At 58.1% G+C, this 23725-nt stretch carries 19 protein-coding genes; 7 read left to right on the forward strand and 12 right to left on the reverse strand.

Annotation, left to right across the window (positions count from 1 at the left end; translation table 11 throughout):
• Window positions 1-45 precede the first annotated feature (45 nt).
• Window positions 46-711, forward strand: a complete 666-nt coding sequence (locus AC6IY8_RS02240) for an NAD-dependent epimerase/dehydratase family protein (RefSeq protein WP_497777062.1) — start codon at window positions 46-48, stop codon at window positions 709-711.
• Window positions 712-819: 108 nt separating this feature from the next.
• On the opposite strand, the gene dapA is transcribed toward AC6IY8_RS02240, so the two are convergent.
• The 4 genes from dapA to asd form a co-directional block, all read right to left on the reverse strand.
• Complete coding sequence (dapA, locus tag AC6IY8_RS02245; RefSeq protein WP_497777063.1) at window positions 820-1716, reverse strand: 4-hydroxy-tetrahydrodipicolinate synthase; 897 nt, start codon at window positions 1714-1716, stop codon at window positions 820-822.
• A gap of 3 nt (window positions 1717-1719) precedes the next feature.
• Window positions 1720-2406: a 4-hydroxy-tetrahydrodipicolinate reductase gene (locus AC6IY8_RS02250; RefSeq protein ID WP_497777064.1), complete on the reverse strand. Its 687-nt coding sequence runs from the start codon at window positions 2404-2406 to the stop codon at window positions 1720-1722.
• Between the two features lie 214 nt (window positions 2407-2620).
• Window positions 2621-3994 carry a lysine-sensitive aspartokinase 3 gene (lysC, locus tag AC6IY8_RS02255; protein ID WP_497777065.1) on the reverse strand — a complete coding sequence of 458 codons (1374 nt, stop codon included), beginning with the start codon at window positions 3992-3994 and terminating at the stop codon, window positions 2621-2623.
• 173 nt (window positions 3995-4167) lie between these two features.
• Window positions 4168-5241 (reverse strand): aspartate-semialdehyde dehydrogenase, encoded by a 1074-nt coding sequence (asd, locus tag AC6IY8_RS02260; RefSeq protein ID WP_497777066.1) that lies wholly within the window; start codon window positions 5239-5241, stop codon window positions 4168-4170.
• Window positions 5242-5439: 198 nt separating this feature from the next.
• On the opposite strand from asd, the gene AC6IY8_RS02265 reads away from it, so the two are divergent.
• On the forward strand, window positions 5440-6237 hold the full coding sequence (locus AC6IY8_RS02265) for a glycosyltransferase family 2 protein (protein ID WP_497777067.1): 798 nt from the start codon (window positions 5440-5442) through the stop codon (window positions 6235-6237).
• Window positions 6237-7796, forward strand: coding sequence for a hypothetical protein (locus AC6IY8_RS02270; RefSeq protein ID WP_497777068.1), 1560 nt, complete (start codon window positions 6237-6239; stop codon window positions 7794-7796). Before AC6IY8_RS02265 ends, AC6IY8_RS02270 begins: the two co-directional genes overlap by 1 nt.
• A 73-nt stretch (window positions 7797-7869) precedes the next feature.
• Here the strand turns inward: AC6IY8_RS02270 and AC6IY8_RS02275 are convergent, their stop codons facing one another.
• The 8 genes from AC6IY8_RS02275 to AC6IY8_RS02310 all read right to left on the reverse strand — a co-directional run bounded on the left by AC6IY8_RS02275 (window position 7870) and on the right by AC6IY8_RS02310 (window position 14408).
• Complete coding sequence (locus AC6IY8_RS02275) at window positions 7870-8694, reverse strand: hypothetical protein (RefSeq protein ID WP_497777069.1); 825 nt, start codon at window positions 8692-8694, stop codon at window positions 7870-7872.
• 254 nt (window positions 8695-8948) lie between these two features.
• Window positions 8949-9686, reverse strand: a complete 738-nt coding sequence (locus tag AC6IY8_RS02280) for a hypothetical protein (RefSeq protein ID WP_497777070.1) — start codon at window positions 9684-9686, stop codon at window positions 8949-8951.
• A 14-nt stretch (window positions 9687-9700) separates the two neighbouring features.
• The gene (locus AC6IY8_RS02285; protein ID WP_497777071.1) at window positions 9701-10255 is read right to left on the reverse strand and encodes a shikimate kinase; all 555 of its coding nucleotides are present in this window, start codon (window positions 10253-10255) and stop codon (window positions 9701-9703) included.
• Window positions 10256-10460: 205 nt separating this feature from the next.
• Window positions 10461-10775 (reverse strand): anti-sigma factor, encoded by a 315-nt coding sequence (locus tag AC6IY8_RS02290; RefSeq protein WP_497777072.1) that lies wholly within the window; start codon window positions 10773-10775, stop codon window positions 10461-10463.
• Window positions 10772-11380, reverse strand: a complete 609-nt coding sequence (locus tag AC6IY8_RS02295) for an RNA polymerase sigma factor (protein WP_497778598.1) — start codon at window positions 11378-11380, stop codon at window positions 10772-10774. Before AC6IY8_RS02295 ends, AC6IY8_RS02290 begins: the two co-directional genes overlap by 4 nt.
• 276 nt (window positions 11381-11656) lie before the next feature.
• The gene (locus tag AC6IY8_RS02300; RefSeq protein ID WP_497777073.1) at window positions 11657-12928 is read right to left on the reverse strand and encodes an MFS transporter; all 1272 of its coding nucleotides are present in this window, start codon (window positions 12926-12928) and stop codon (window positions 11657-11659) included.
• Window positions 12929-13144: 216 nt separating this feature from the next.
• Entirely contained in the window at window positions 13145-13897 is a 753-nt protein-coding gene (locus tag AC6IY8_RS02305) for a HEAT repeat domain-containing protein (RefSeq protein WP_497777074.1), read from the reverse strand.
• Window positions 13898-13991: 94 nt separating this feature from the next.
• A complete protein-coding gene (locus AC6IY8_RS02310; protein ID WP_497777075.1) occupies window positions 13992-14408 on the reverse strand; it encodes a hypothetical protein in 417 nt (138 codons plus the stop codon).
• A 274-nt stretch (window positions 14409-14682) separates the two neighbouring features.
• Here AC6IY8_RS02310 and bamA point away from each other — a divergent pair, with 274 nt between their 5' ends.
• From bamA to AC6IY8_RS02330, 4 genes are all read left to right on the forward strand, one after another.
• Window positions 14683-17805 (forward strand): outer membrane protein assembly factor BamA, encoded by a 3123-nt coding sequence (bamA, locus tag AC6IY8_RS02315; protein ID WP_497777076.1) that lies wholly within the window; start codon window positions 14683-14685, stop codon window positions 17803-17805.
• The gene (locus AC6IY8_RS02320) at window positions 17805-18503 is read left to right on the forward strand and encodes a hypothetical protein (protein WP_497777077.1); all 699 of its coding nucleotides are present in this window, start codon (window positions 17805-17807) and stop codon (window positions 18501-18503) included. The genes bamA and AC6IY8_RS02320 overlap by 1 nt, the downstream gene beginning before the upstream one ends.
• A gap of 25 nt (window positions 18504-18528) precedes the next feature.
• Complete coding sequence (locus tag AC6IY8_RS02325) at window positions 18529-22617, forward strand: translocation/assembly module TamB domain-containing protein (protein WP_497777078.1); 4089 nt, start codon at window positions 18529-18531, stop codon at window positions 22615-22617.
• A 327-nt stretch (window positions 22618-22944) separates the two neighbouring features.
• The gene (locus tag AC6IY8_RS02330) at window positions 22945-23703 is read left to right on the forward strand and encodes an SOS response-associated peptidase (protein ID WP_497777079.1); all 759 of its coding nucleotides are present in this window, start codon (window positions 22945-22947) and stop codon (window positions 23701-23703) included.
• The last annotated feature ends 22 nt before the right edge of the window (window positions 23704-23725 follow it).

A 23725-nucleotide genomic window follows, 5' to 3' on the forward strand; every position in this document is an offset into this window, starting at 1 on the left:
TCTGTACCGAATGCGGAAAATTTTCGGGGGGTGGGGGCTAAGGGGATGAAAGTAATCATCTTTGGCGCGACTGGAATGGTAGGGAGCGGCGTGCTGCGGGAATGCCTGCTGGACCCACGTGTCGATCAGGTACTAGCTGTCGGACGATCTGCGACCGGGAAGCGCGATCCGAAACTGAAGGAAATCGTACATCGCGACCTGCTGAATTTTTCGGCCATTGAAGAAGAACTGCGCGGGTATGACGCCTGCTTTTACTGCTTGGGAGTTTCGTCGGTCGGAATGAGTGAGGCGGAATATCGCAAAGTGAGCTACGACATGCCTCTTGCGGCGGCGAAGGCGCTGTTGCGGCTGAATCCGGAGATGACGTTCACATTCGTAACCGGAACAGGCACTGACAGCAGTGAGCGCGGGCGCGTGATGTGGGCGCGGGTGAAGGGCGCGACGGAAAACGAGTTGATGCGCATGCCCTTCAAAGGCGCCTATATGTTTCGGCCGGGAGTAATTCAGCCGCTGCATGGCATCCGGTCGAAGACAGCTCTGTACCTGACCTTCTACAGCGTGCTCGGGCCGGTGTTGACGCTTTCGCGGAAGCTGTTTCCGAAATACGTTACGACGACGGAGCAGATCGGGAAAGCGATGCTGGCGGTGGCGCGCAAGGGTGGTGGCAGAGGAGTGCTGGAGAACTCGGATATCAATGCACTCGCGAAGTGAGCGGGAGCGCAGGGCTGTCGTTCGCGTCCAGAGCTAGAAGCGGCGACAGCGGCAAAGCAAAAGCCCCATCCAGGCGGAGCTTGGATGGGGCAGCATTCGAGCACTTTTCTATCGCGCAACAGGCTGAAGGACTCCGCAGTTGCGGGCGACGGTTTCGAGCTTGGCGCGTGTATCGGGCTTCATCTGAACCATAGGAAGTCGATAGTTCTCCTCGATGCGGCCCATCATGGCCAGTACAGCTTTGACCGGCATGGGGTTGCTCTCGATGAAGTTTGCCTGCATAAGAGGCAGATACTTGTGATAGAGCGACCGAGCGGTAGCCCAATCGTTGTCGAGTGCGGCGCGGGTGAGCGATGCCATTTCGCCAGGGATGGCGTTCGATGCGACGGAAATGACTCCTACGCCGCCGACGGAGATAAGAGGCAGGGTGAGTGCATCGTCTCCGCTGAGCACAGTGAAGTCAGGAAGGATGTTGCAGGTTTCGGCGATCTGGTTGAGATTGCCGCTGGCTTCCTTGACTGCAACGATGTTCGGCAACTTCGACAGGCGCGCTAGAGTCGCAGGCTCGATGTTTACGGCCGTGCGTCCGGGAACGTTGTAAAGCACGATGGGCTTGTCGATCGCCTCCGAGATGGCCTTGAAGTGCTGGTACTGACCTTCTTGCGTCGGCTTGTTGTAGTAGGGCGAGGCGGAGAGTATGGCATCGACGCCCTTGATCTTCGAAACTTCGACCGACTTCTGGATGGCGTCGTAAGTGGAGTTGGACGATGCTCCGGCGACAATGGGAACGCGGCCGCCAGCCACCTCGATGGTGGTCTCGATCACCATGAGCCACTCGTCGTGGGAGAGGGTGGGAGTTTCCCCGGTGGTGCCGCAGGGAACCAGGAAGTCGATTCCTGACTCAACCTGCCAGGCGACAAGCGCCCGCAGAGCTTTTTGATCCACCGATCCATTAGCCTGGAACGGAGTTACAAGCGCCGTTCCGCATCCGCGTAGTTTAAGCATGCCTCAACCCTTCAGCTCGGAAAACATTTCCTGAAATTCGTAGAATCCGCGCTTGCCTTTGACCCACTCGGCCGCACGTACGGCTCCTTCGGCGAATCCGCGGCGACTGTGGGCGTTGTGAGTCAGCGTAATCTTATCCGCCTCAGACATCAACTCAATTGAGTGGATGCCGACCACTTCGCCCTCGCGAATGGAATCAATGGGAGCTTTCTTGCCACCGAACTGCTCTAGAGTTTTGGCCAGAGACACGGCGGTCCCGCTCGGGGCGTCGAGTTTGTGGATGTGGTGTGTCTCGGTGATGTGGGCTTCGTAGCCATACTTCATGGCTTTGGCGGCTTCGCGTGCAATGGCGAAAAAGAGGTTCACGCCAATCGAGAAGTTCGATGCCCAGACGAATCCGGTCTTGCAGCGCTCGACGAGATTTCGGACGTGCGGCAGTTCGGAGTACCAGCCAGTGGTGCCGACGACCATATTGGCCCCGGCGTGAATGGTGGCTTCAATGTTCGACATCACGGAGTCGGGGGTGGTGAAGTCAATGACGGCATCGACTCCGGCGAGGCGCTGACGCGTGAGTGCGGCCCCACCGCGGTTTTCGTGGACTTCGATGATCTCTACGGAGTGCCCGCGCGACTTGGCAACCTCGGCGACAAGCGCACCGGTCTTGCCCGCTCCCAGTAGTACAAACCTCATCTGAAAATCTCCGTGCTGAAAGATGTGAACTGATTGTATAGGCATGGCGTGGGATGGAGAGAAAAGATTTGTATCGGAGAAACGAAGTGGGAACCGAGAGTCGGCGCAGGGGCGCTCTCGCCTGCTGGGGATGACACCTCAAGCGCAAAAAGAACAGCCCCACCCAAGCAAAACCTTGGATGGGGCGCCCTCAGAATTGCTGAGAGTTGTGGTGTTAGTCGAAGACTTCGGGATCGACTTCCGTGAAAAACATTTTATGCAGGCGGCGAATGGCCTCCGGAACGTCGTCTTCGTTGATCACGAAGGTGATGTTGATCTCGGAGGCGCCTTGAGAAATCATGCGCACGTTAATCTCGCCGAGAGCCGCGAATACACGGGCGGCGATCTGCGGCGTTTCGCGGATGTTTTCACCCACAAGACAGACGATAGCGTTGCGTCCGGCATATTTCACGTCGGCGATCTTTTCGAGATCGGCGGCGATAGCCGGAATCGCTTCGTTCGAGTCGATAGTCAAAGAGACCGAGACCTCAGAGGTCGAGACGACATCGATGGAACAATGGTGCCTGTCGAATACATCGAAGATCGACTTGAGGAACCCATGAGCGCCGAGCATGCGCGCGGCGACCACATCAACAATGGTGATGCGCTTCTTGGCCGCGATCGCCTTGAAGGTGGACTTTGACTTGGGCGCGCGGCCTACGATCAGCGTGCCTTCATTGGTCGGGTTCAGCGAATTGAGTACGTAAACAGGGATGTCCTTCTGCACGGCTGGTAAAACAGTAGCCGGGTGCAGAACCTTGGCTCCGAAGTAGGCCAACTCGGCGGCTTCTTCGAAGGAGATTACTCGGATGCGGCGTGCCTCGGGGCAGATGCGCGGGTCCGTGGTCATCATGCCATCGACGTCAGTCCATATCTCAATGGCTTCGGCATCCAGGGCCGAGCCCATGAGTGCGGCGGAAAAATCGGAACCCCCGCGGCCGATCGTGGTCTGCACTCCTTGCACGGTGGCTCCAATGAAGCCTCCCATGACCGGGACTTGTGCGTCCTCGAGCAGCGGGCGAACGAGGTTCTTGGCGCGGTGCTCGATTTCATCATCCTGAGGGATGGCCTTGCCATGCTGCGCGTCGGTGATCATGACCTTGCGCGAATCAACCAGCGCGGAGCGAATGCCGCGAGCGGCGTAGGCCTCGGTCACAATGCGGCTGTTGAGACGCTCGCCGTAGCTGACAACATAATCGGAGCTACGGGGCGAGAGTTCACCGACGGCAACGATGCCCTTAAGCAGCTCGTCTAGTGTGTCGAACTCGCGCTCGAGTTCAACTGAGAGGCGCGCGTATTGCTCGGCGGTGACAAGTTCTTTAGCTGTGGAGTGATGACGCTGGCGCAGCCCGTGGGCAAGTTCGAGAGCCTTCTCGCGCTGGCCCTCTCCGGCGGCTTTTCCGGCGGCCAGCAGAGCGTCCGTAACCTTGGACATGGCAGAGACAACAACGACGGGACGGCGTTCCAGGCGGCCTTTGACGATTTGCGCCGTGCGGTCGATGGCCGAGGCATCCATTACGGACGTGCCGCCAAATTTCATTACGATCATGGGTGAGAACCTAAAATTCGCGAGATTTCGCGAGGTTGTTTCGAAGTCGGGGTTTCAAAGAATCAGAGCCAATAGCAATATCTGAACGAAAAGCCCCGAGGTACTTCACTCCGCTCAAGACGGAACTTCAGTCGAGAGCGGAGCGAAGGAGTTCCTTGGCGATGTAGCTACCTTTAGTCGAGATAGCCCTTGGCTTTAAGCAGCTCTGCGTTCAGCAGCGCGGCACCGGCGGCGCCACGGATGGTGTTGTGCGAGAGCATGGTGAATTTCCAGTCGAGCAGCGAGCAGGGGCGAAGGCGTCCGCAGGAGACGGTCATGCCGTGTCCGCGCTCGATGTCGAGCCGAGGCTGCGGGCGATCAGGACGCTCGTCATAGAAGATCGGAGCGGCAGGAGCAAAGGGCAGCTTCAGGTCGTAGGTCATTCCGCGGAATTCGCGCCATGCAGCGATGATCTTCTCGGGGGTGGCGCGCTTCTTGAATTTGATGGAGATCGACTCCGTGTGTCCGTCTTCAACGGCGACGCGGTTGCAGTGGGCGCTGATGGCGAAATTGGCGGGAGCGATCTCGCGTCCCTTCAACTTGCCGAGAAGCTTGCCGGCCTCTTCCTGCATTTTCTCTTCTTCGTTTTTGATATAGGGGACGACGTTGCCAAGAATGTCCATGGAGGACACGCCTGGGTAGCCTGCACCGCTGACGGCCTGCATCGTCACGGCGAAAACCGACTCGATGCCGAAGGCTTTTTGCAGGGGAGCGAGCGCGATTGCCAATCCCATGACGGAGCAGTTTGAGTTCGTGACCATAAAGCCGCCGGACTTCCTGCGCCAGGATTGCGAATCGATGAGCTTGATGTGGTCGGCGTTAATCTCGGGAATGACGAGCGGCACCTGTGGGTGCATGCGGAAGGCAGATGAGTTGGAGATGACGGCGCATCCGGCGTCGGCGAAAGCGGGCTCCATTTCGCGAGCAATATCGGCGTCAAGCGCGGCAAAGATGACCTTGGGCGCAGCCGGAGTTCCTTTACCCCCGGGCTCGGCGGCAGAGAGTTTCATGCTGGCGACGCGGCGCGGGATGGGCGTCTTCATCTTCCACTTGGCGGCTTCCTCGTAGGTCTTGCCGAATGAACGTTCGCTCGCGGCCACCCAGGCCACTTCAAACCAAGGATGTTGTTCGAGGAGTTGGATAAATCGCTGGCCCACCATTCCGGTGGCTCCCAGGATGCCTACTGGAATCTTCGCCGTCTTTGCCATCAGACCGAAATCTCTTTCCGATTCGTAAAGAAATCTGTGTGTTTCTCTTTTTTATATCACCCAACAGGCGTGCTTTGCCGTGAGATTCGCGGCGTTGCAGCACCTTTGAGTGCCGACCACGGGCATGAATGGCGAGAAATCGTCATTTTAAGGTTAAAATTGAGAATATCGCTCGCATTCGGATGCAAGGAGTTGAGGATGATCAACGGCAAGCGCGTGGTGGTGGTTTTGCCCGCCTACAACGCGGAGAAAACACTTCGCGCGACAATCGCTGAAATACCGGAGATCGTCGATGACTGCATTCTCGTGGATGACCACAGCACGGATGGAACTGTGCAACTGGCGCGCGAGCTGGGCTTGCTGTGCTTCGTTCACGACCGCAACTACGGATACGGACGCAATCAGCAGACGTGTTATCGCGAGGCGCTGGCATCGGGCGCTGGCGTAGTCATCATGGTTCATCCCGACTACCAGTACACGCCGCGACTGATTACGGCGATGGCGAGCCTGGTGGCGTATGGCGTGTACGACGTCACGCTCGGATCGCGCATCCTGGGTGGAGGCGCGCTGAAGGGCGGAATGCCTCTCTACAAGTACGTTGCGAACCGGTTGCTGACAGCATTTGAAAACCTGTTCCTCGGCGTGAAGCTCTCGGAGTATCACACGGGATATCGGGCATTCAGCCGCGAGGTATTGGAGAGCTTGCCGCTGGTGGAGAATTCGGACGATTTCGTTTTTGACAACCAGATGCTGGCGCAATGTGTGAAGTTCGGCTATCGTATCGGCGAAGTTTCGTGCCCTACGAAATATTTCCCCGAAGCATCGTCAATCAACCTGCGGCGAAGCATCACATATGGACTCGATGTACTGCGTACGACGGTGCAGTTTGCGCTGGAAAAATGGAAGCTGGCGAAATTCAGGATTTTTGATGAGAACGGGCGCAAGCTGACGACGGCCTTCGAAAACTACTACACAACAGAGACGATCCACAGATAGTGCCCACCGAACTCGAAATACCAGAACTCGCGGAGGGGCTTGCGGAATCGCCTGCCTCTGAGATAGCAAACGGCGACGCCGCCAATGGCGAGGGTGCGCCTCGATTAGGTGCACGCGGAGTGGCGCTGCTCACGATTATTTCGGCGGCGTCCTTCGCGGTGCACGGCTATCACCCCTATGTGGAAGATTCTGAGATCTACCTACCCGGCATCAAGAAGCTGATCGATCCGGCGCTGTACGCGCAGAACACGGGCTTCTTTGCCTCACACGCGGGGATGACTTTGTTCCCCAATCTGATCGCAGCATCAATCAGGTTGACGCATGTGCCTTTTGACTGGGCATTGCTGGCATGGCAGTTTGCTTGTGTGTTCGTCATGCTTCTGGCGTGCTGGAAAGTCGGGCGTCTGGCCTTTGGCTCCGCGCGCGCAGGATGGGGCGGAGTGGCCATGGTGGCCGGGATGTTCACGCTTCCAGTGGCGGGAACGGCGCTCTACATCATGGATCAGTATCTGAATACGAGATCGCTTTCAGCGGCTTCGGTGCTGATGATGGTGGCGATGGCCGGCGAGAGGCGATACAAGTATGCCGCGCTGTGGGCATTATTCACCGCTGCAATTCATCCCCTGATGTTTGTGTTCGGATTCTCTTTCTCGGCATTGTTGGTAGTGCCTCGGATGAACCCTCTGCGTTCGCTGGAGCCGAAGTATGCGATGGCGGCGATATCACCGCTGTTGGCGATCTTTCCGCCGATGAGTGCGGAGTATCACGAGGCGCTGACCAGCCGCGGATATTTCTTCCTATCGCGGTGGGCATGGTACGAGTGGCTCGGCCTGCTGGCTCCATTTGCGGTGTTCTGGTGGATGGGGCGGGTTGCGAAGCGGCGCGAACTGGTTGAGATGGAGCGCATGTGCACGGCGCTCAATGTGTTTGGCGCAATCTTCGCGGCAGCGTCGCTGTTGACGATTCCTCGCGCGCTGGAGCGGTTCACGCTGCTGCAACCAATGCGCTACCTGCACCTGACATATGTGCTGATGCTGGTGTTCGCCGGTGGAATGCTGGCGGAGTGGGTGTTGCGCAACAAGGCGTGGCGATGGGCGGTGCTGTTTGTGCCGATGTGTGCAGGGATGTTCATTGCGCAAAAGCAGGTGTTCCCCGCGACGCCTCACCTTGAGTTGCCAGGAGTGCAGCCGGGGAACTCGTGGGTGCAGGCGTTTCTGTGGATTCGGGAGAACACGCCGAAGGACGCGTATTTTGCGCTCAACCCTGAGCACATGCGGATGGATGGTGAGGATCAGCACGGCTTCCGCGCAGTTGCCGAACGCTCAATGATGGCCGATGCGGTGAAGGATTCCGGTGCGGTCACGATGTTTCCGAAGATGGCGCCAGCCTGGAAAGAGCAGTCGGAGGCGCAGAGGGGCTGGGCGAAGTTTGAGCGCACGGATTTCGCGAGGTTGAAACGGGATTACGGCGTCAACTGGGTGGTATTGGAGAAGAACCGGCGCGCGGCGCTCGAGTGTCCGTATGAGAACGAGGTTGTGAGAGTGTGTAAGGTGGATTAGAAGCTTGCGATCAAAGAAAAAGCCCTCGCGTGTGCGAGGGCTTTTTTGTTTGATGGGCACCGCGATGCCCGGTTTAGCGGTTTGGTGGGTAGTTGTTATCCGGATAGTTATTGTTGTTGGGGTAGTTACTATTGTTATCCGGATAGTTCCTGTTATCCGGGTAGTTACGATTGTCGGGCGGCGGATAGTTGCTCTGGTTACTGGGGTAGCTACGGTCGTCGTAGTTGCGATTATCCGGTGGCGGGTAGTTGCGGTTGTCGTTGTAATAAGGGTCGTTGGGGTTGGGGAGCCGGTCGCGATACGCGGCGGCTACAACCGGAACGGGAAGATCGTTGTTCAGACGGAATTGGAGCTTGGTTTCGGCGGGAATGCTGAGATCTTTGCCGCGCGTGATGACCTGAGCTCCGGCACCTGCAGCGCCTCCGGCTATCGCTCCGATGGCTGCGCCTTTGCCGCCTCCGGCGAGTGCGCCAAGAAGAGTTCCGGCAAGAGCTCCGCCACCAACGTAGGTTCCGGTGCGCTTGTTCATGCCGATACCGCCATTCTTACTGCTGCCTGCGGCATCGGTGCTTTCACCCAGCACGTCAATGCTGCGTCCGGCAAGATCGATCGAGTGAAGATCTACGGTCATGGTGCGGCCGCCGTCGTCAGATACAACGCGCAGACGTGCAGGCGTGCCACTGGGAATTGCCACGCGACCATCCTGATCGAGCACATCTTTCGAAACCGTTGCGGGATACGTGCCGCGAGGCTCTTCGCCCTGGCGCAAGCTGATGGCCTGATCGGAACGGACTTCGATGCTCGTGCCGCTGGTCACGATCGTACGCTGCTGAGCAAAGAGTCCGGCTGTGCTGAACAAGAGCGTCGTCATGAGCAGACTTCTGAATGCTTTGGACATTGGCTCCTCCTAATAGACGGTGGCGATTCGTTAGAGGATGACGCAGGGGAGGGAGTTGGCCTCAGCGGAGGAACAGCAAGAGCGGCAATGTCTCACAAGAAAGTTCTCGCAGGATAAACGTAATTCGAGCAACCCAGCCGCGGTCTGCGCTGTGCTCAGAATCGCAGCTTGGTTGAGGATGCGACGTGAGGCGTCTCACTCGCATGCTGAAGAGAGCATGCGTGGGCACCTGCACGTCTATAAGGTGTGAGTTGTTACTGGCGCAGGACTTCGGTGGCGCTGTCAGGGATGGAGATGCGGACCAGCTTGTGGTCGGAATCAAGCCAGAGGTGCCAGTCGGGGCCGTCGGCCTGCATGATGAAGTGGCGAAGCCGCTGAGGGCGGCCGTTGAGCGGTGCGTCCTCGTAGCCTTTGAATTCGATGAAGAGCTGGGCAGAGGTGCGGCGGCGCGGGATGAGGATGGGCACGCGCTGGCGTTCGAGGTCGCAGCCGTCTCCAGCGGGACGTGGCTTGCAGGCGGCAGAGGCTAGATAGCGCCAGAGAAGGACTTCGCGCGGGGAGAAGAAATAGTCGTCGAGGATGAAGGTTTCCTGTCCGAGGAAGAACGGCTGGTCTGATGCTTTGCCGTCGCCTACGACGTGCATATTGAGAACGTGATCGCCCGGTTGGATAACGGCGGAGCTGTGCGAAGGCGAGACCTGTTTCCACTCGTAGCGGGAGAGACTGCCGTTGGGGAACAACGATAATTCGCTGGTCTGCTCGATCTTGCCACTGTTCGAGCTCTCGGACCGGAACTCGGAAGAAGTGGTGCTCGAGTCAGCGAACTGGCGCACCGTGAACTTCTCGGTCGCAACGCGCTGGCCGTTCTGGAAAATACCGAACGTGCCTTCATCCACCACTTTGGCCGGAGCTTTGGAAGGTTTGGTACCAGCGAAGGCGGCGAGGGTGAAGACAAAAACGAGCAGAGCGGCGGAGGTGAAACGATGCGTCATTGTGGAGTCTCTGGCTAGAGTTTATCGCGAGCAGAGGCAGGTACGCCAAGGCGAATCGCAAGATGTACAAGCGAAGAGACAAGGCCCGAAGGGTCAGGATTGGATGCGTCTAGCGTGTGGCGTGCGGTGAGGTAAGTGGGACGTCGCTGATCGTACAGAAGGCGAAGACGATCGAGGTCGCGAGCGAGCGGGCGCTGGTGACCTGTATTGGCGATGCGCGCGAAGGCGACCTCGAACGGTACGTCGAGGAAGATCACGGTCGCTTCGTGCTGGTTGAGGAGCTCCCGGTTGGCGGGCTGAAGGTAGGCGCCTCCGCCGAGCGCGAAGACGGATGGACGCGCAAGGCGCGGCAAAGTCAGATCGAGATGGTGGTGCTCAATAGCGCGGAAACCGCTCTCCCCGCGGTTGGCGAAGAGTTCGGGGATTGGGCCGTGGACGCGCACAATTTCGTGATCGAGGTCCACGAAGGGGCAACCGAGGCGCAGGGCCAGGAGGCGTCCTACGGTGCTCTTTCCGGCGCCCATGAAGCCGATGAGCACGAACAGCGGCGGTTGAGAATCAGGGGGCATTCAGGTGGATTGTAGCAGGGGAGTGAGCAGGTGCGGAGGGATGCTAGAGCAAAGCCAAGAGCAACTACCCCCACCTAAGCTCGCGAAAGGCGCGAGTTTAAGGATGGTGCACCCGGAAGTTTCAACTTGAAGAGGGTAAGGAATGAAAATGGCCGCGAGTGGACGCGGCCATTGAAGGGTACGAGCGCCGGAGAGAACGAACCTGTTAGACGGACCTGCGAGCCTGTGCGGGCTTCATCAAGCCTTCGCCCTTGAGCTTCTGCTCAATGCCATCCCACACGCTGGGGCTGGGGTCGTACAAGGGCACCAGCAGCTTCGCCTGATCGGCGATGTAACGAAGATCGTTGACCAGACCACGGCACACTTCGCAAGACTTGAGGTGCTCTTCCTGCTCAACAGAACCGCCCGAGTCGATGATGAGCGGCAATTCGCGCTGAAACTCAGCACAGGTCATTTTGTTGTCTCTCCCGGTATGGACGGCGATTGGGGCCGCAGCGGTTGCGTGACGTCCTTTATTCATATTACTTGCCTGCTTGAGCTTCTTGAGGCGTTTCTCTCTGCGCGGGTCAGTTTCAACAGATCACGAAGCTTCATACGCGCTTTGTGGAGCTGTGACTTACTGTTGCCGATGGAACAGCCCATCATTTCCGCGATTTCGTTGTGCTCATAGCCTTCGATGTCATGCAGCACGAAAATGATGCGGTAGCCGGGAGGAAGACTTTCAATTGCTCGCTCCAGGTTGACACGGTCGATGGAGCCGGCGAGAACCTGATCGTGCGCGCCGATGTCCTTCTTTGGTCCGTCCTCTTCGGTGGGCTCCAGGGTTTCCTGAAGCGAGACCTCGGGAAGACCTTTTTTGCGAAGGTGCATGAGCACCACGTTTACCGCGAGGCGGTGAAGCCAAGTAGAGAAGGCCGACTCTCCACGGAACGTGGCGATTTTGCGATAGAGCTGAAGAAATGCTTCCTGCGTAAGATCCTCCGCCTCGGCGGTGTTGCCGGTCATGCGGAGGCAGAGTGAATAAACACGACGTTTATGAAGACCATATAGGGCTTCGAAGCATTCGCCATCGCCCTGCTTGGCACGTTCAATGGCTTCGGCTTCGGAGATTCCGGTCGCCAGCATTTTTCTTGGGGTGGTCAATAGAGACCTCTTTACACCGGTGTTCGGTTGAGTCGCTGGTTTCGGGGTGACACCACCTCCGGCGGGCGGCGCGGCATTTTCGATAACTGATGCAGACTTTCGTATTGCCACTGGGTCCTCCGCCGCACACGGGCGCGTCCTTCTAGTATGTAAAAAATACGATGCACTTCAGAACGGTTCCGTTGCTTTGGACAGGGAGGCTGGAGTGCTGCATTGCAGCTTGAATCGCCCCGAGAGACCCTGGAATTGCCCTGCTGATCAGGCTGTAATTGTCTCCAATCCGTGTCCCTTGGGGCCGAGTTCTCGCTGACGCAGGAGGAAGGCGAGCAGGGCTCCGATAATACCCATGCTGGTGAGTATCTGGAGCATGGGAAGGTAGCCATGAGGATTGGAGGCCGAAGCCCCGGCAGCGTCGTTGGCTCGGCCGAGTCCCCAGTTCATTCCAGCCATGCCCATGTTCTGGATCATGGTCATGAGGCCAAGGGCGGTGCCAATGGTGCGTGAGGGAACGATGTAGGCAACCGACGGCCAGATGATGGCAGGAACAAAGGTGAACGCAAAACCGAGCATCGCCATGGGAACGTAGAGCGAGATGCCGGTATAGCCCATCATGAGGAAGACCGGGATGAGCAGCAGTACGCCGAGGCACATGATGGTGGCGCGGCGTCCCATTTTGTCGGAGAAGAGGCCGACGATGGGAGTTCCGAACATGGTGAATGCGGTGAGGATACTGAGAAGCTTGCCGCCGAGCTCGCGCGTAGTGCCGTGGGCGTCTATGAAATACTTCACCGCGAAGGTTTCGAAGGGGAAGATCGCGGAATAGAAGATGACGCAGAGTCCGACGAGATACCAGTAGGACAGTCCGAAATTCTTCACGTCTTGGAAGACAATCTTGTCGGCTTCGCCAGCTGCGCCAAGAGAATAACGATGCTCGGCTCGTGCTTCCATGATCCAGTAGATGATGGGGCCGACAACGCATAATGAGACGAACCCTACACCGATGATCCACGGGCCTTGCCAGGAGTTGTAGGCGGATGAGGCCCAACTTGGTGAACGCTGTGCGAGATAGCTGCCGAAGCGGGCGAGCATGAGGTTGAGTCCGAGCGCGAAGCTGAGCTCCTTGCCCTTGAACCACTTTGCGACGGCGGCGGTGATGGCGACGATGAGCGATTCGGCACCCATGCCGAAGATGAAGCGTCCGGCGGCCATGATTTCAAAGCGCGGGCTGGAGGCGGTGAGCACGGAGCCGGCGAGGCAGATAGCTCCGAAGAGAAGCAGCGCGCGGCGAACACCGAGGCGGTCGATGAGAATGCCTCCGATGAGCACGGTGGCGATGGGAGCGATGGAGTAGAAGGAATTGAGCAGTCCGATCTTCTGGTCGGAGTAGCCAAGCTGCTTCTGAAGGACGTCGGCGAGAGGCTCGAGCGCGTCGTAGAAATAATAGTTGCCGAACATGGTAATGCTGAGCCAGAGAAGGACGAACCAGCGATAGAGTTTGCTTGGTTCGGTTGCGGAAACGGATTGAGGCATCGGCAGAAACCTTTCTGGCTTATCAGTTCAGTGCAAATTGAATGTAGCAGCAACACGGACAGGTCGCCAGTTGCGTTTTGAGTGACGCAGGGTGGGAGGAGAGATAGAATTCGGCAACTCACGATTTGGAGCGAGATCAGCGACGCCCTTTGAAAAGGCGTTGCTGATCTCGCTGACAGGCGTCCATCTGGAGGGCATTTGTTGTGGATTGATATGTTATCGTGCGTTCTTTTCTAAAGCTTTGAAGGCTGCAACCTTCACCTCAGTCTTTTCGCTATCGCTATTGGCTAGCTCTGAAAGCCGCGGTGTTGCTTCATCTAAAGCATCTTGCCCAATACGGGTAATTGCTTTGATCGCCGCGAGTTTAACTCCGGGCTGAGCATCATCCAGAGCTCTTATGATTGATCGCCGCGTCTGTGAATCACTCATTGGAGCGAGACTCACTGCGTTAAGAGTGTTAACCCTGGTTGGCACATCCAAGGGGCGCGACAGAAATTCATTGACTGCTTGGATGGTCTCGGCCTGTGATGGCTGCATGTGAGCCAACAAGTAAAGCGTACTCGACTGTGCCTCGGACGATCTATCAGTGCGCCTGACAAACTGCAACATCAAGGGAACAATCCCTCGGTAAGCATCCAGATTTATATTGCTGAGAATTGCTGCTGGTGTACCCTGCACTCTGCTGTCGTTAGCATTCCAAAGTTCAGCGATTCCGTTGATATGATCCTTCAACAATTCTGTACTGTCAGGTCTCATTGAAATCATCGTTAGGACTGATATCGCACACCAGCGAACCTCCTCGTTGGATTGTGATAAGGCGGTGAAAATGGAAGGCAACGCTTTTGAGATATCACTGGCGTCTGCGGTTGGGATCTGTTGCTCAACAGTATTGAGGTTGGCGTTCTCCGCAGGTAATGAGACGTTCTTGATGCGAATGATCTCTTCAAAAAACTGCTGCAGCGACGGCACGGGACTGGATGTCTGTTGAGCGTGCAACTGGGGAGTGGAAGACAACAGCAGCAGAACTATGGCTAAGCTCAATTTTTGCGCGGGAAAATACTTCCTACTCATAGGATTGAGGCGGCGCTGTTTCGTCTGGAGTGGCCTTTGGGGTCGCTCCTTTCTTTTGGGCGCGGAGTTGACGGGCGTATTCGCCGAGGCTGATGGAATCGTCGTACATGCTGCCCTGCGGAAAGAACGAAACGCCTGTGCTGGGCGAGGCGATGAAATCGAAGTGCCGCTGGGCGAGGAATTCGGTGCTCGCCGGGGGAACGTCTGCCACAGGTGTTTGCTCGGGAATTCCGGGGACAAATTCGACTGGTGGAACGGTGATTGTCGAAGGCGTGGTGAGGGATCCGATGTGAACTTCGGGAGTGTAGATGGTGCCGGGATACTGAGCATGCGCTGGAGTGGCAATCAGGAGCGCGGCGGCGAACAAAAGAGCGAGTGAACTTGCGCGGAACGTTCCATCTAACGGCATTGTTCGGAGAAGCGAGCGAAACGTGCGAGGCGACATGGACGGATTGGAATGAAGCAGAAGGTGAAAGGGATGTCCGGGGGAAGCGGGGAGTGGGGCGGTATCAGGAATGAAAACTAGCTATTTTGAATAACGCCGAATGCGCTGAGGGATATTGGGAGGCAAGCCTTATGATAGGTGTTCGGGTTTACACAATGATTGGCGGGCATCCGCGGGGACTCGCGTGAGCATTTGGGCGGCCGGACGCCGAAGTACACAAAAACTGGCGAGATGGGCAGTGCTACTGGCCGGAGTTGTATGTCCGCTGGTGGCAGTGGGACAGTCTGCGCCTGCGGTTTCTATGGAGGCTAAGTCCGCGCAAGCTCAAAGGCAGCAATTGAACGAAGCTCCTGCGGCGGCGCCCGAGCCACTGCCGGAGAGCGCGCTGCCAGGCGCGCGGGCAGAGCTGATCGAGGGGCGCACGGTAGAGCAGGTCAGCATAGCGGCCAGTGGGGACGCACAAAAAAGAGCCGCATTCCTGGAACGCATTCCTTTGAAGACAGGAGATACTCTCGAGCGCAGAACGCTGCGCAGGAGCCTCCGTGTGCTGTTCGAAACCGGACGCTTTTCCGACGTGGTGGCAGACGCAACGGTGCTGCCGTCGGGTGGTGTGGCGGTGGAGTTCCGCACGCAGCCGAACTATTTCAATGGAAATGTGACCGTGACAGGGCTTCCCAAGAACGGGCCGAACGAAACCCAGGTGATCAACACGGGGCGACTGGAACTGGGCGCGCGATTTACGGAAGAGAAACTGAAGGATTCGGAAAACAGAATCCTGCGGCTGATGCACGACAACGGCTACTGGAGAGCGCAGATTGGAGCGACGCTCCATCGGCATGAGGACACGCAGCAGATTGATGTGGAGTTTGAGGTGAAGCCGGGGCCGTCGGCACAGGTTGGAAAGCTGACGGTGACGGGTGATCCGTCGCTTTCGGCAGAAGAGGCGGTGGAGATCTGCAAGATGAGCCCAGGGAAGCGAGTGCGCGGCGATCTATTGCAGAGGGCGGTGGCGCGTCTCCGAAAGCATTATGTGAAACAGCACAGGTACAAGGCACAGTTGACGGCGGGAGTGCCGGTGTATCACGAACAGACGAACACGGTGGACTACTCCTTCGAAGTGGAGCGCGGACCGGTGCTGGACATCCGAGCGGAAGGAATGCGGCTGAGTTCGGGCAAGCTGAAGCGCTATGTGCCGGTGTACGAAGAAAATGCAGTGGACGAAGACCTGCTGAACGAGGGGCGGCGCAATCTGCGTGACTATCTTCAGGGGCAGGGCTACTTCGACGCGGCGGTGCAGGTGCGGCAGGCAGAGGACAGAGAGCATGACCGGCTGCACATTGTGTATTCGATCGACAAGGGTGAGCAGCACAAGCTGAAGACCATCCAGTTCACCGGCAATGCGCTGTTTTCAGGCGATGAACTGAAAGAGCATATGGGAATGCAGGCGGCGAGCATGCTGCTGCCGCATGGGCGCTACAGCCAGTCGATGCTGACGAATGATCTGCAGGCGATTCGGAATCTGTATCTCTCGAACGGCTACCAGTCGGTGAAGGTCGCGAGCGATGTGGTGGACAACTACGAGGGAGTGCGCGGAGACCTGAAGATCACGGTGAATGTGAACGAAGGCTCGCTGGTGAAAGTCGGCAAGCTGGACATCAAGGGCATGAACCAGGTGAGCGAGGATGTGATTCGCGGCATGATCAATACGCATGCCGGGCAGCCGTTCTCGGAGGCGACGGTGGCGGACGACCGCGAGGTGGTGCTGAATTATTACTTCGACCGCGGGTTCCCCTTGGTACAGATGGACAGTTCGGCGAAGTACGCGAACGAAGAGCACACGTCGATGGATGTGGAATATGAGATCCACGAAGGGCAGCAGGAGTTTGTAGATCGCGTACTGGTGAGCGGAGTAGAGCACACGAAACCGCACATTGTGAATCGCGCGGTGGTGATCAAGGCGGGTGCGCCGCTGAGCCAGGACAAGATGCTGCAGACGCAGCGCAATCTGTATGATCTCGGCATCTTCAACGAAGTACAGACGGCAATTGAGAATCCTGAGGGCGACGAAAAAGCCAAGGACGTGCTGTTCCAGATACGCGAGGCGAAGCGCTGGACATTCAATTACGGTCTCGGAATCGAAATTGGGACGGGGCTGAATGTGGCACAAGGCGGTTCGGCGCAAGGAGAAACGGGAGTGAGCCCGCGAGTGACGTTCGATGTGACGCGAGTGAATTTCCGCGGGCGCGATCAGTCACTGATCTTCAAGTCGCACTTCGGCAATCTGCAGAAACGCGCGTCGCTGAGCTTTGACCAACCGCGATGGTTTGACCTACCGAACTGGCGGTTGACTTTCACGGCGCTGTACGACAACACGCGAGATGTGAACACTTTCAGCAGCAACCGGCTGGAAGGCTCGGTGCAACTTACGCAGAAGGCGACGAAGGCTTCGCAGTTCCTGTATCGGTTTGCGTACCGGCGCGTGAAAGTGGACCCGAACAGCTTTCCATCGGGATTCAGCCCGGACCTGATTCCGATTTATTCGCGCTCGGTGAGGGTGGGAATGCCGAGCTTGACGTATCTGCGCGATACGCGCGACGACCCATTGAACTCGACGAAGGGAACGTACAACACGGGCGATATCGGAGTAGCCTCGGGATACTTCGGCTCGCAGGCAAACTTTGGTCGTCTGCTGGTGCAAAACGCGACGTATCACAAGTTTCGCAAGACCTGGGTATTTGCGCGCTCGCTGCGGATCGGTGTGGAAGCTCCGTATGGAAACCTGTGTCAGGATGTGTTGCCACAGAACGGCATCTGTCCTTCCAGCGTGCGGGCAACCGGATATGTGCCGTTGCCGGAGCGATTCTTCGTGGGCGGTTCGAACTCGCACCGCGGGTTTGCGATCAACCAGGCGGGGCCGCGCGATCCTTCGTCGGGCGCACCGCTGGGTGGCAACGCAATGATCGTAAACAATTTTGAGCTGAGACTGCCTCCTGCGCCATTGCCGCTGGTGGGAGACAGCCTGAGCTTCGTGGTGTTTCACGATATGGGCAACGCGTTTGCAACGGCGAACCAGATGTGGAAGAACCTTGCGCGATTCAAGCAGCGGAATCCGGAGAGCTGTAAGGATTTCCAGAGCGCGACGTCAACATGCGATTTCAGCTATATGTCTCATGCGGTTGGGGCGGGTGTGCGCTACAAGACGCCGATCGGGCCGATACGCGTGGACATGGGATACAACTTGAATCCGCCGTTCTTCCCGGTGAAGGACCCGTGTGCGGATGTAAAAGGATGCACGGAAGTGCCTCACTACGAGCAGGTGCGGCATTTCAATTTCTATTTCAGCATTGGGCAGACGTTCTGATGACAGGCGGACGAAATCTCGTGGGCGTGGCGGTGCTTGGGATGCTGCTTGCGCTGGCTCCGGCGCGCGGCGAGGTAGTGGACCGCACGATTGCCGTGGTGAACAACCACATGGTGACCTGGAGCGATCTGGATGAGGAGATGAGATTTGAGGCGCTGCAGAATGGCCGCACTTTGAAGGATTTGGGCGAGGCGGACAGGCGGACAGCTTTCGATCACCTGGTGGAGTATGAGATTCTGCGCGACCAGATGCAGGGCTCGGCTCCAGCTACTGAGGCCCAGGTGCAGGCACGCGTTTCAGAAATTCGCGCGGCGTGGCATTTGAATCCGGAAAAGGACGAGAACGCGAAAGGCATTGGCGAGAAGGACGCGAAGTGGGCGGCGAGGCTGCGAGGATACGGCCTCTCGGAAGCTGAGTTGAACGCGCTGGTGACGACGCAGGTAGAGATTGCGAAGTTCATGGAATTCAGGGTGCGCCCGCTGGTGCGAGCTTCAAGAAAAGAAGTTGAGGATTACTACAACACGACGTTGGTTCCGCAGGTGATGGCGCAGGGACAGCAACCGGAGAAGCTTGACCAGGTGATACCGAAGATTCGCGAGTTGATAGTGGAGCAGAAGATGACTCGTGAGATGGAAACGTGGCTCGATACGCTGCGAAAACAGAGCAGCGTGCAAGTGTTGTGGGATGGCGTGCGGTAGTGGGCGCAGGCGTTCGTAGAGAGCGATGAGCGAAGAGCCAGAGCAGGGAAAATCCGTCGAGACCTCGCAGGAGGAGGTTGCGTCCGCCGCGGTGAACGTTGCACCGCCGCCGAGCAGACGCTCGCGCGTGCTGCTGTGGATGAGTGTCGTCATTCTGGCGCTGGCGACGGCTGTGCTGGCGGTGTGGCGATACGTGAACGGTGCGGAGTTTCACGAGCGGGCGCGGTTGATTGCGATTGAACAGATTGAGCATGTGACGGGCGGGCGCGTCGAAGTGCAGTCGGTGGGATGGAACCTGAGGCATCTGCGGTTTGAGATGAACGGGCTGGCCGTTCATGGGAAAGAGGCTGCGAGCGAAGCTCCGCTGCTGCGCGTGGAGAAGATCGAGGCACGGCTGAGGTGGGCTCCTCTACTGCGAGGACGTGTGTCGCTGGAAGAGCTTGGCGTGAGGCGGCCATTGGCTCACGTGGATGTGTACAAGGACGGCTCGACGAATATTCCTGAACCGAAGCTGCGACGCAAAGCAACAGGAAACGAAGCGGAACAGTTGTTGCGGCTCGCAATTGGGCACGCAGAGGCAGTCGACGGTCTGCTGCAATGGAATGAAGAGAAAATCAAGCTCGAAGGCCGCGTGGATGACATCGAGCTGAAGTTGGCGTATCGCGCAGCGGAGCGTCGCTATGACGGCGAGGCGAAGGTTGGGAAGGTGCGGGTGCAGTTGCCTGCGTGGCAACCTGTGACGATGGGTGCGCAGGCGCAGTTTCGTATTTACAAGGACCGTGTTGAGGTTTCGCAACTGCGGGTAAGTGAAGCGCACTCGTGGGTGGAAGCCTCGGGGGCGCTAACAGAATTGGCAAATCCGGTAGCGTACTTTGCGTATCATGGCGCGGGTGATCTGCGAGAGATTGCGAACCTGGTGAAGTATCGCGAACTGCGGGGCGGAGAGGCGCACTTCACGGGCGAGGGTAGCTATCGCTCGGATCGCGGCGAACTGGTGCTGAACGGCAAGGCGCAGGGATTGAACGTGACCTGGGCAGATGAGATTGTGCGGCTGGAGCGCATCAATGGCGGATTCTTTTACGCAATCGATCGAGAGCACTTCAACGCCAACTCGATTTTTGCGTCCGCTCTGGGCGGCACGGTGCGCGGCAAGATGGATGTTGCGATTCCGCCAGGGAAGCCGCAGGTAGGGCGCATCGATCTGCAGGTTACGGGAGTGGAGCTGTCGCGGGCGCTGCATGCGTTCTCGAATGGAGAGTTGCCGCTCGACAGATTGCACCTCGCGGGGCTGACCTCGGGCACGCTGAATGTGAACTGGCGCGGCACTCCGCTGGATGCGGTGATGGACGGTGACCTGGTGGTGCGTCCGGTAGCGAGAGCTGGAGAGCTACCGGTGAGCGCGACGGTGCAGGCGTCGGTGAACTTCCGGCAACAGGCGGTGCAGGTACGCAGCGTGGAAGCGAGCACGCCGACAACGCACCTGTCGGCGCAAGGGCGGATGGCGGTGAATTCAAACCTGACGCTGAATGCGACAGCCGCCAACTTTTCCGAAGTGGGGCCGATGGTCGTGGCATGGCGCGGGGGCCGCGCGAAGGACCTTCCGGTGGAGTTTGGCGGGAACGCGGCGTTTCGCGGCACGGCGAAAGGGAAGCTGAGTTCGCCTGCGCTAGCTGGGCATGTTGAACTGCATGATTTCACAACAATCCTTCGCAAGCAGGCCAACGGGCAGACGCCGGAGCGCGTGATAAGAACGCACTGGGATGCGCTGGAAGGCGATGTTGAATACTCGGCGGCGCGCGAGAGTCTGAAGAATGCAGTGCTGCGGCGCGGCGGGGCACGAATTGCCGTGGACGCCAGCGTCGCGCTGGTGAAGGGAAATTACGATCCAACGCAGCCTTTCTCGGCTCACGTAAGGGCGACGAACGCGGAAGTCACCGACTTACAGGGAGTGTTAGGAACAAGTTATCCGGTCGGCGGACAGGTGAACGGCGATGTACAGGTGGCAGGTACAGAGGATCACCTGAGCGGTAGCGGTCGCGTGAGTTTGACGAATGGCGTTGCGTGGCGCCAGGCGGTACACGCGGCGACGGCGGACGTGATGTTCACCGAGAACCGCGCCGAGTTGCGCAACATCGTGGTGAAAAGCGACGCGATGCAGTTGACCGGCGAAGCGCAGATGAATGTGGAGACGAGCGAGTTTGCTTTCGACCTGAGAGGCACGGAAGTGAAGATCGAGAATCTGCGCGCGGTTCGCGATCGCAATCTTCGAGTGTCGGGACAGGCGGCGTTTGAGGCCAAAGGAACCGGTACGCCGGGAGCGCCGGTGATCAACGGGCGGCTGCGGTTGCGCAATCTGGCGGTGAGTCGTCAGGTTCTGGGCGACATGAATGTGGACGCCGTGACGCGTGGCACGGAGATGACGCTGACGGCGCGTTCAAATTTCAAAGCCGCGAAAGTGAAGCTGGATGCGCAGGTGCATCTGCGTGGCGAGATGCCGATGCACATTGTGGGCAATGTGCAGAGCACAAATCTTGCTCCGCTGCTGGAAGCGTATTTGCCGATCAGGCATGGAAGTTCGATGGGCTTCAGCATGCGTGTGGAAGCCTCGGGTGATGCAAAGCGGCCGCGCAACATGGTGGCCGACGTCACGGTGGATCACTGGGCCGGGAACTATGCGGGAATTGCGGTGACGAACGATGGCCCGATCCGGCTGAAGATGGCAAACGAGGTGTTGTCGGTCGAGCAATTCCGCGTTGCGGGCGAGCAGGGAACGCGATTCCTGCAGGTACGCGGGCAGGTGCAGTTGGGCGGCACGAGGCAGATCAATCTGCGCTCTGATGGCAGTGTGAACCTGAAACTGCTGGAGACGGCGGACCCGAACCTGACGGCTTCGGGAGTGGCAAATCTCAATCTGCAATTGAATGGTACGATCTCGCGGCCCTCGATGCGTGGGCGACTGAACGTGGTGAACGGGACGGTGGCGTACATCGATTTCCCGAACGGGTTGAGCGACATAAACGGGTCGATGGTGTTCAACGAAGACCGACTGCAGGTGCAGGAGTTGACGGCACGAACGGGCGGCGGACTGCTTCATTGCGGAGGATTCGTTACGTTCTCGGCCACGCAGGGGCTGGGGCTGAGCCTTTCGGCAACGGGGCGCGAGATACGGTTGCGCTATCCGGAGGGATTGAGTTCGACGGCCGATGCCTCGCTCTCGCTTTCAGGCACGATGAAGAATGCGGTGCTTGCAGGCGATGTAACGGTGACCCGGTTGGGTGTAAATCCGCAATTTGATTTCGCCACTTACCTGGTGAAGGGAATCAAGGGCGCTCCGGCGCAGAAGATCGATTCACCGCTGAACAATGTGCATCTGGAAGTCCATGTGACCTCCACGCCGGAGTTGCAGGTGCAGACTTCGCTGGCGCGGGTGAGCGGCAACGTCGATTTGAGATTGCGAGGGACGGCGTTACGTCCAGTGGTGCTCGGCAGGGTGAATCTGCTGGAGGGAATGATCTTCTTCAACGGCACGAAGTACAGGCTGGAGCGCGGCGATGTTACATTCACAAACCCGATCAGGATCGAGCCGACGCTCGATGTGGAGTTGTCGGCCAGGGTGCGCGAATACGATGTTACGCTCGGCTTCCATGGGCCGCTGAACAGGCTGACGCCTTCGTATCGCTCGGACCCGCCATTGTCGAGCAGCGACATCATTTCGCTGCTGGCACTGGGCAGGACGACGGAAGAGTCGGCGAATCCGGCGATGATGGGTACGTCGCAGTATCAGCCAACGGTTTCGGAGAGCGCGTCGAACGCGATCATCGGGCAGGCTCTCAACGCGACGGTGAGCAGCCGCGTGCAGAAACTATTTGGCGTGAGCCGTCTGAAGATCGATCCGAACGTTGGGCAGGCGCTGAATTCGGGACTGGCGCGCGTAACCGTGGAGCAGCAGGTCTCCAATAAATTGACACTTACCTATATAACGAACCTGAACCAGTCGGCGCAGCAGATCATCCAGTTTGAGTACAACGTGAACAAGGATGTGTCGATTGTAGGCGTGCGCGACCAGACTGGCGTGGTGTCCTTTGATGTGCTGTTCAGGAAACGCCGGAAGTAACGTTAAGCCCGTTGCACGACCAGTCGCTCGCGATCCAGGTCGATGCTGATCCACGACATGGAGCCGCACTCGCGACACTTCACGGCATGGTCGGCATCAGACCCGCGCTGATTAGGTCGCATGATTGCGAGAACCGGTGCTCCGCAGGCGGGGCATTTAAATGCAACATTGTTTCCAAAGGCGTCACAGGAGAGAGAGCGCCCACGTTCATCTACACAATTAAAATCTGTGATCGTTGCCATCTTGAGTTCATTGTGGGTCGAAAAGATGGGCAGGGTCAATGAAGATTATCGGGTCTGAGAAATCAAGAAAAGCGTCGAATAGAGTATGTGCGGGCGATTTCGGATAGCGCGGAAGAAGGAAATTCTGGAGACGGAGTTTGACGCCGAGGCCGTAAGCGACGACCTGGAGTGGATTCCGCGATATAACGCCGCTCCGGGACAGGATATCCCTGTGATCAGGCAGGAGAAGGACCGTCCGGTGCGCAGGCTTTCACAGATGCGGTGGGGGCTGATCCCTTTCTGGGCGACCGACCCGGGGATGGGCTACAAGATGATCAATGCGCGGGCGGAGACGGCGGCTACAACGGCCGCTTTCAAAGAGCCATTCCGGATGCGACGGTGCCTGATTCCGGCGGATGGGTTTTATGAGTGGAAGAAGCAAGGGAAGCAGAAGTTGCCGTTTTGCTTCACGTTAGCCGATGGCGGAGTGTTTGCGTTTGCGGGATTGTGGGATCGGTGGAAGTCTCCCGAGGGACAGTGGATCAAGAGCTGCGCGATCTTGACGACGGATGCGAATGAGCTGGCGCGGGAGGCGATCTTGACGACGGATGCGAATGAGCTGGCGCGGGAGGTTCATGATCGCATGCCGGTGATTCTGCCGAAAGAGGCCTACGATTTGTGGCTCGATCCGGGATTTCACGATGTAAGGGAGCTAAAGGCAATGCTGAAGCCGTTTCCGGCGGAGCAGATGCGGAGCTATCGGGTGAGCCAGAGGGTGAACAAGGTCGATAACGACGATGCGGAGTGCGCTGAAGAAGTGGAGCCAGAGCAGGAGAAGGGGCAGACGGGGTTATGGGAGGAGTGAGGGTCAAAGCAAGTCGGTGGTA

The organism is Koromonas soli (assembly GCF_059726265.1).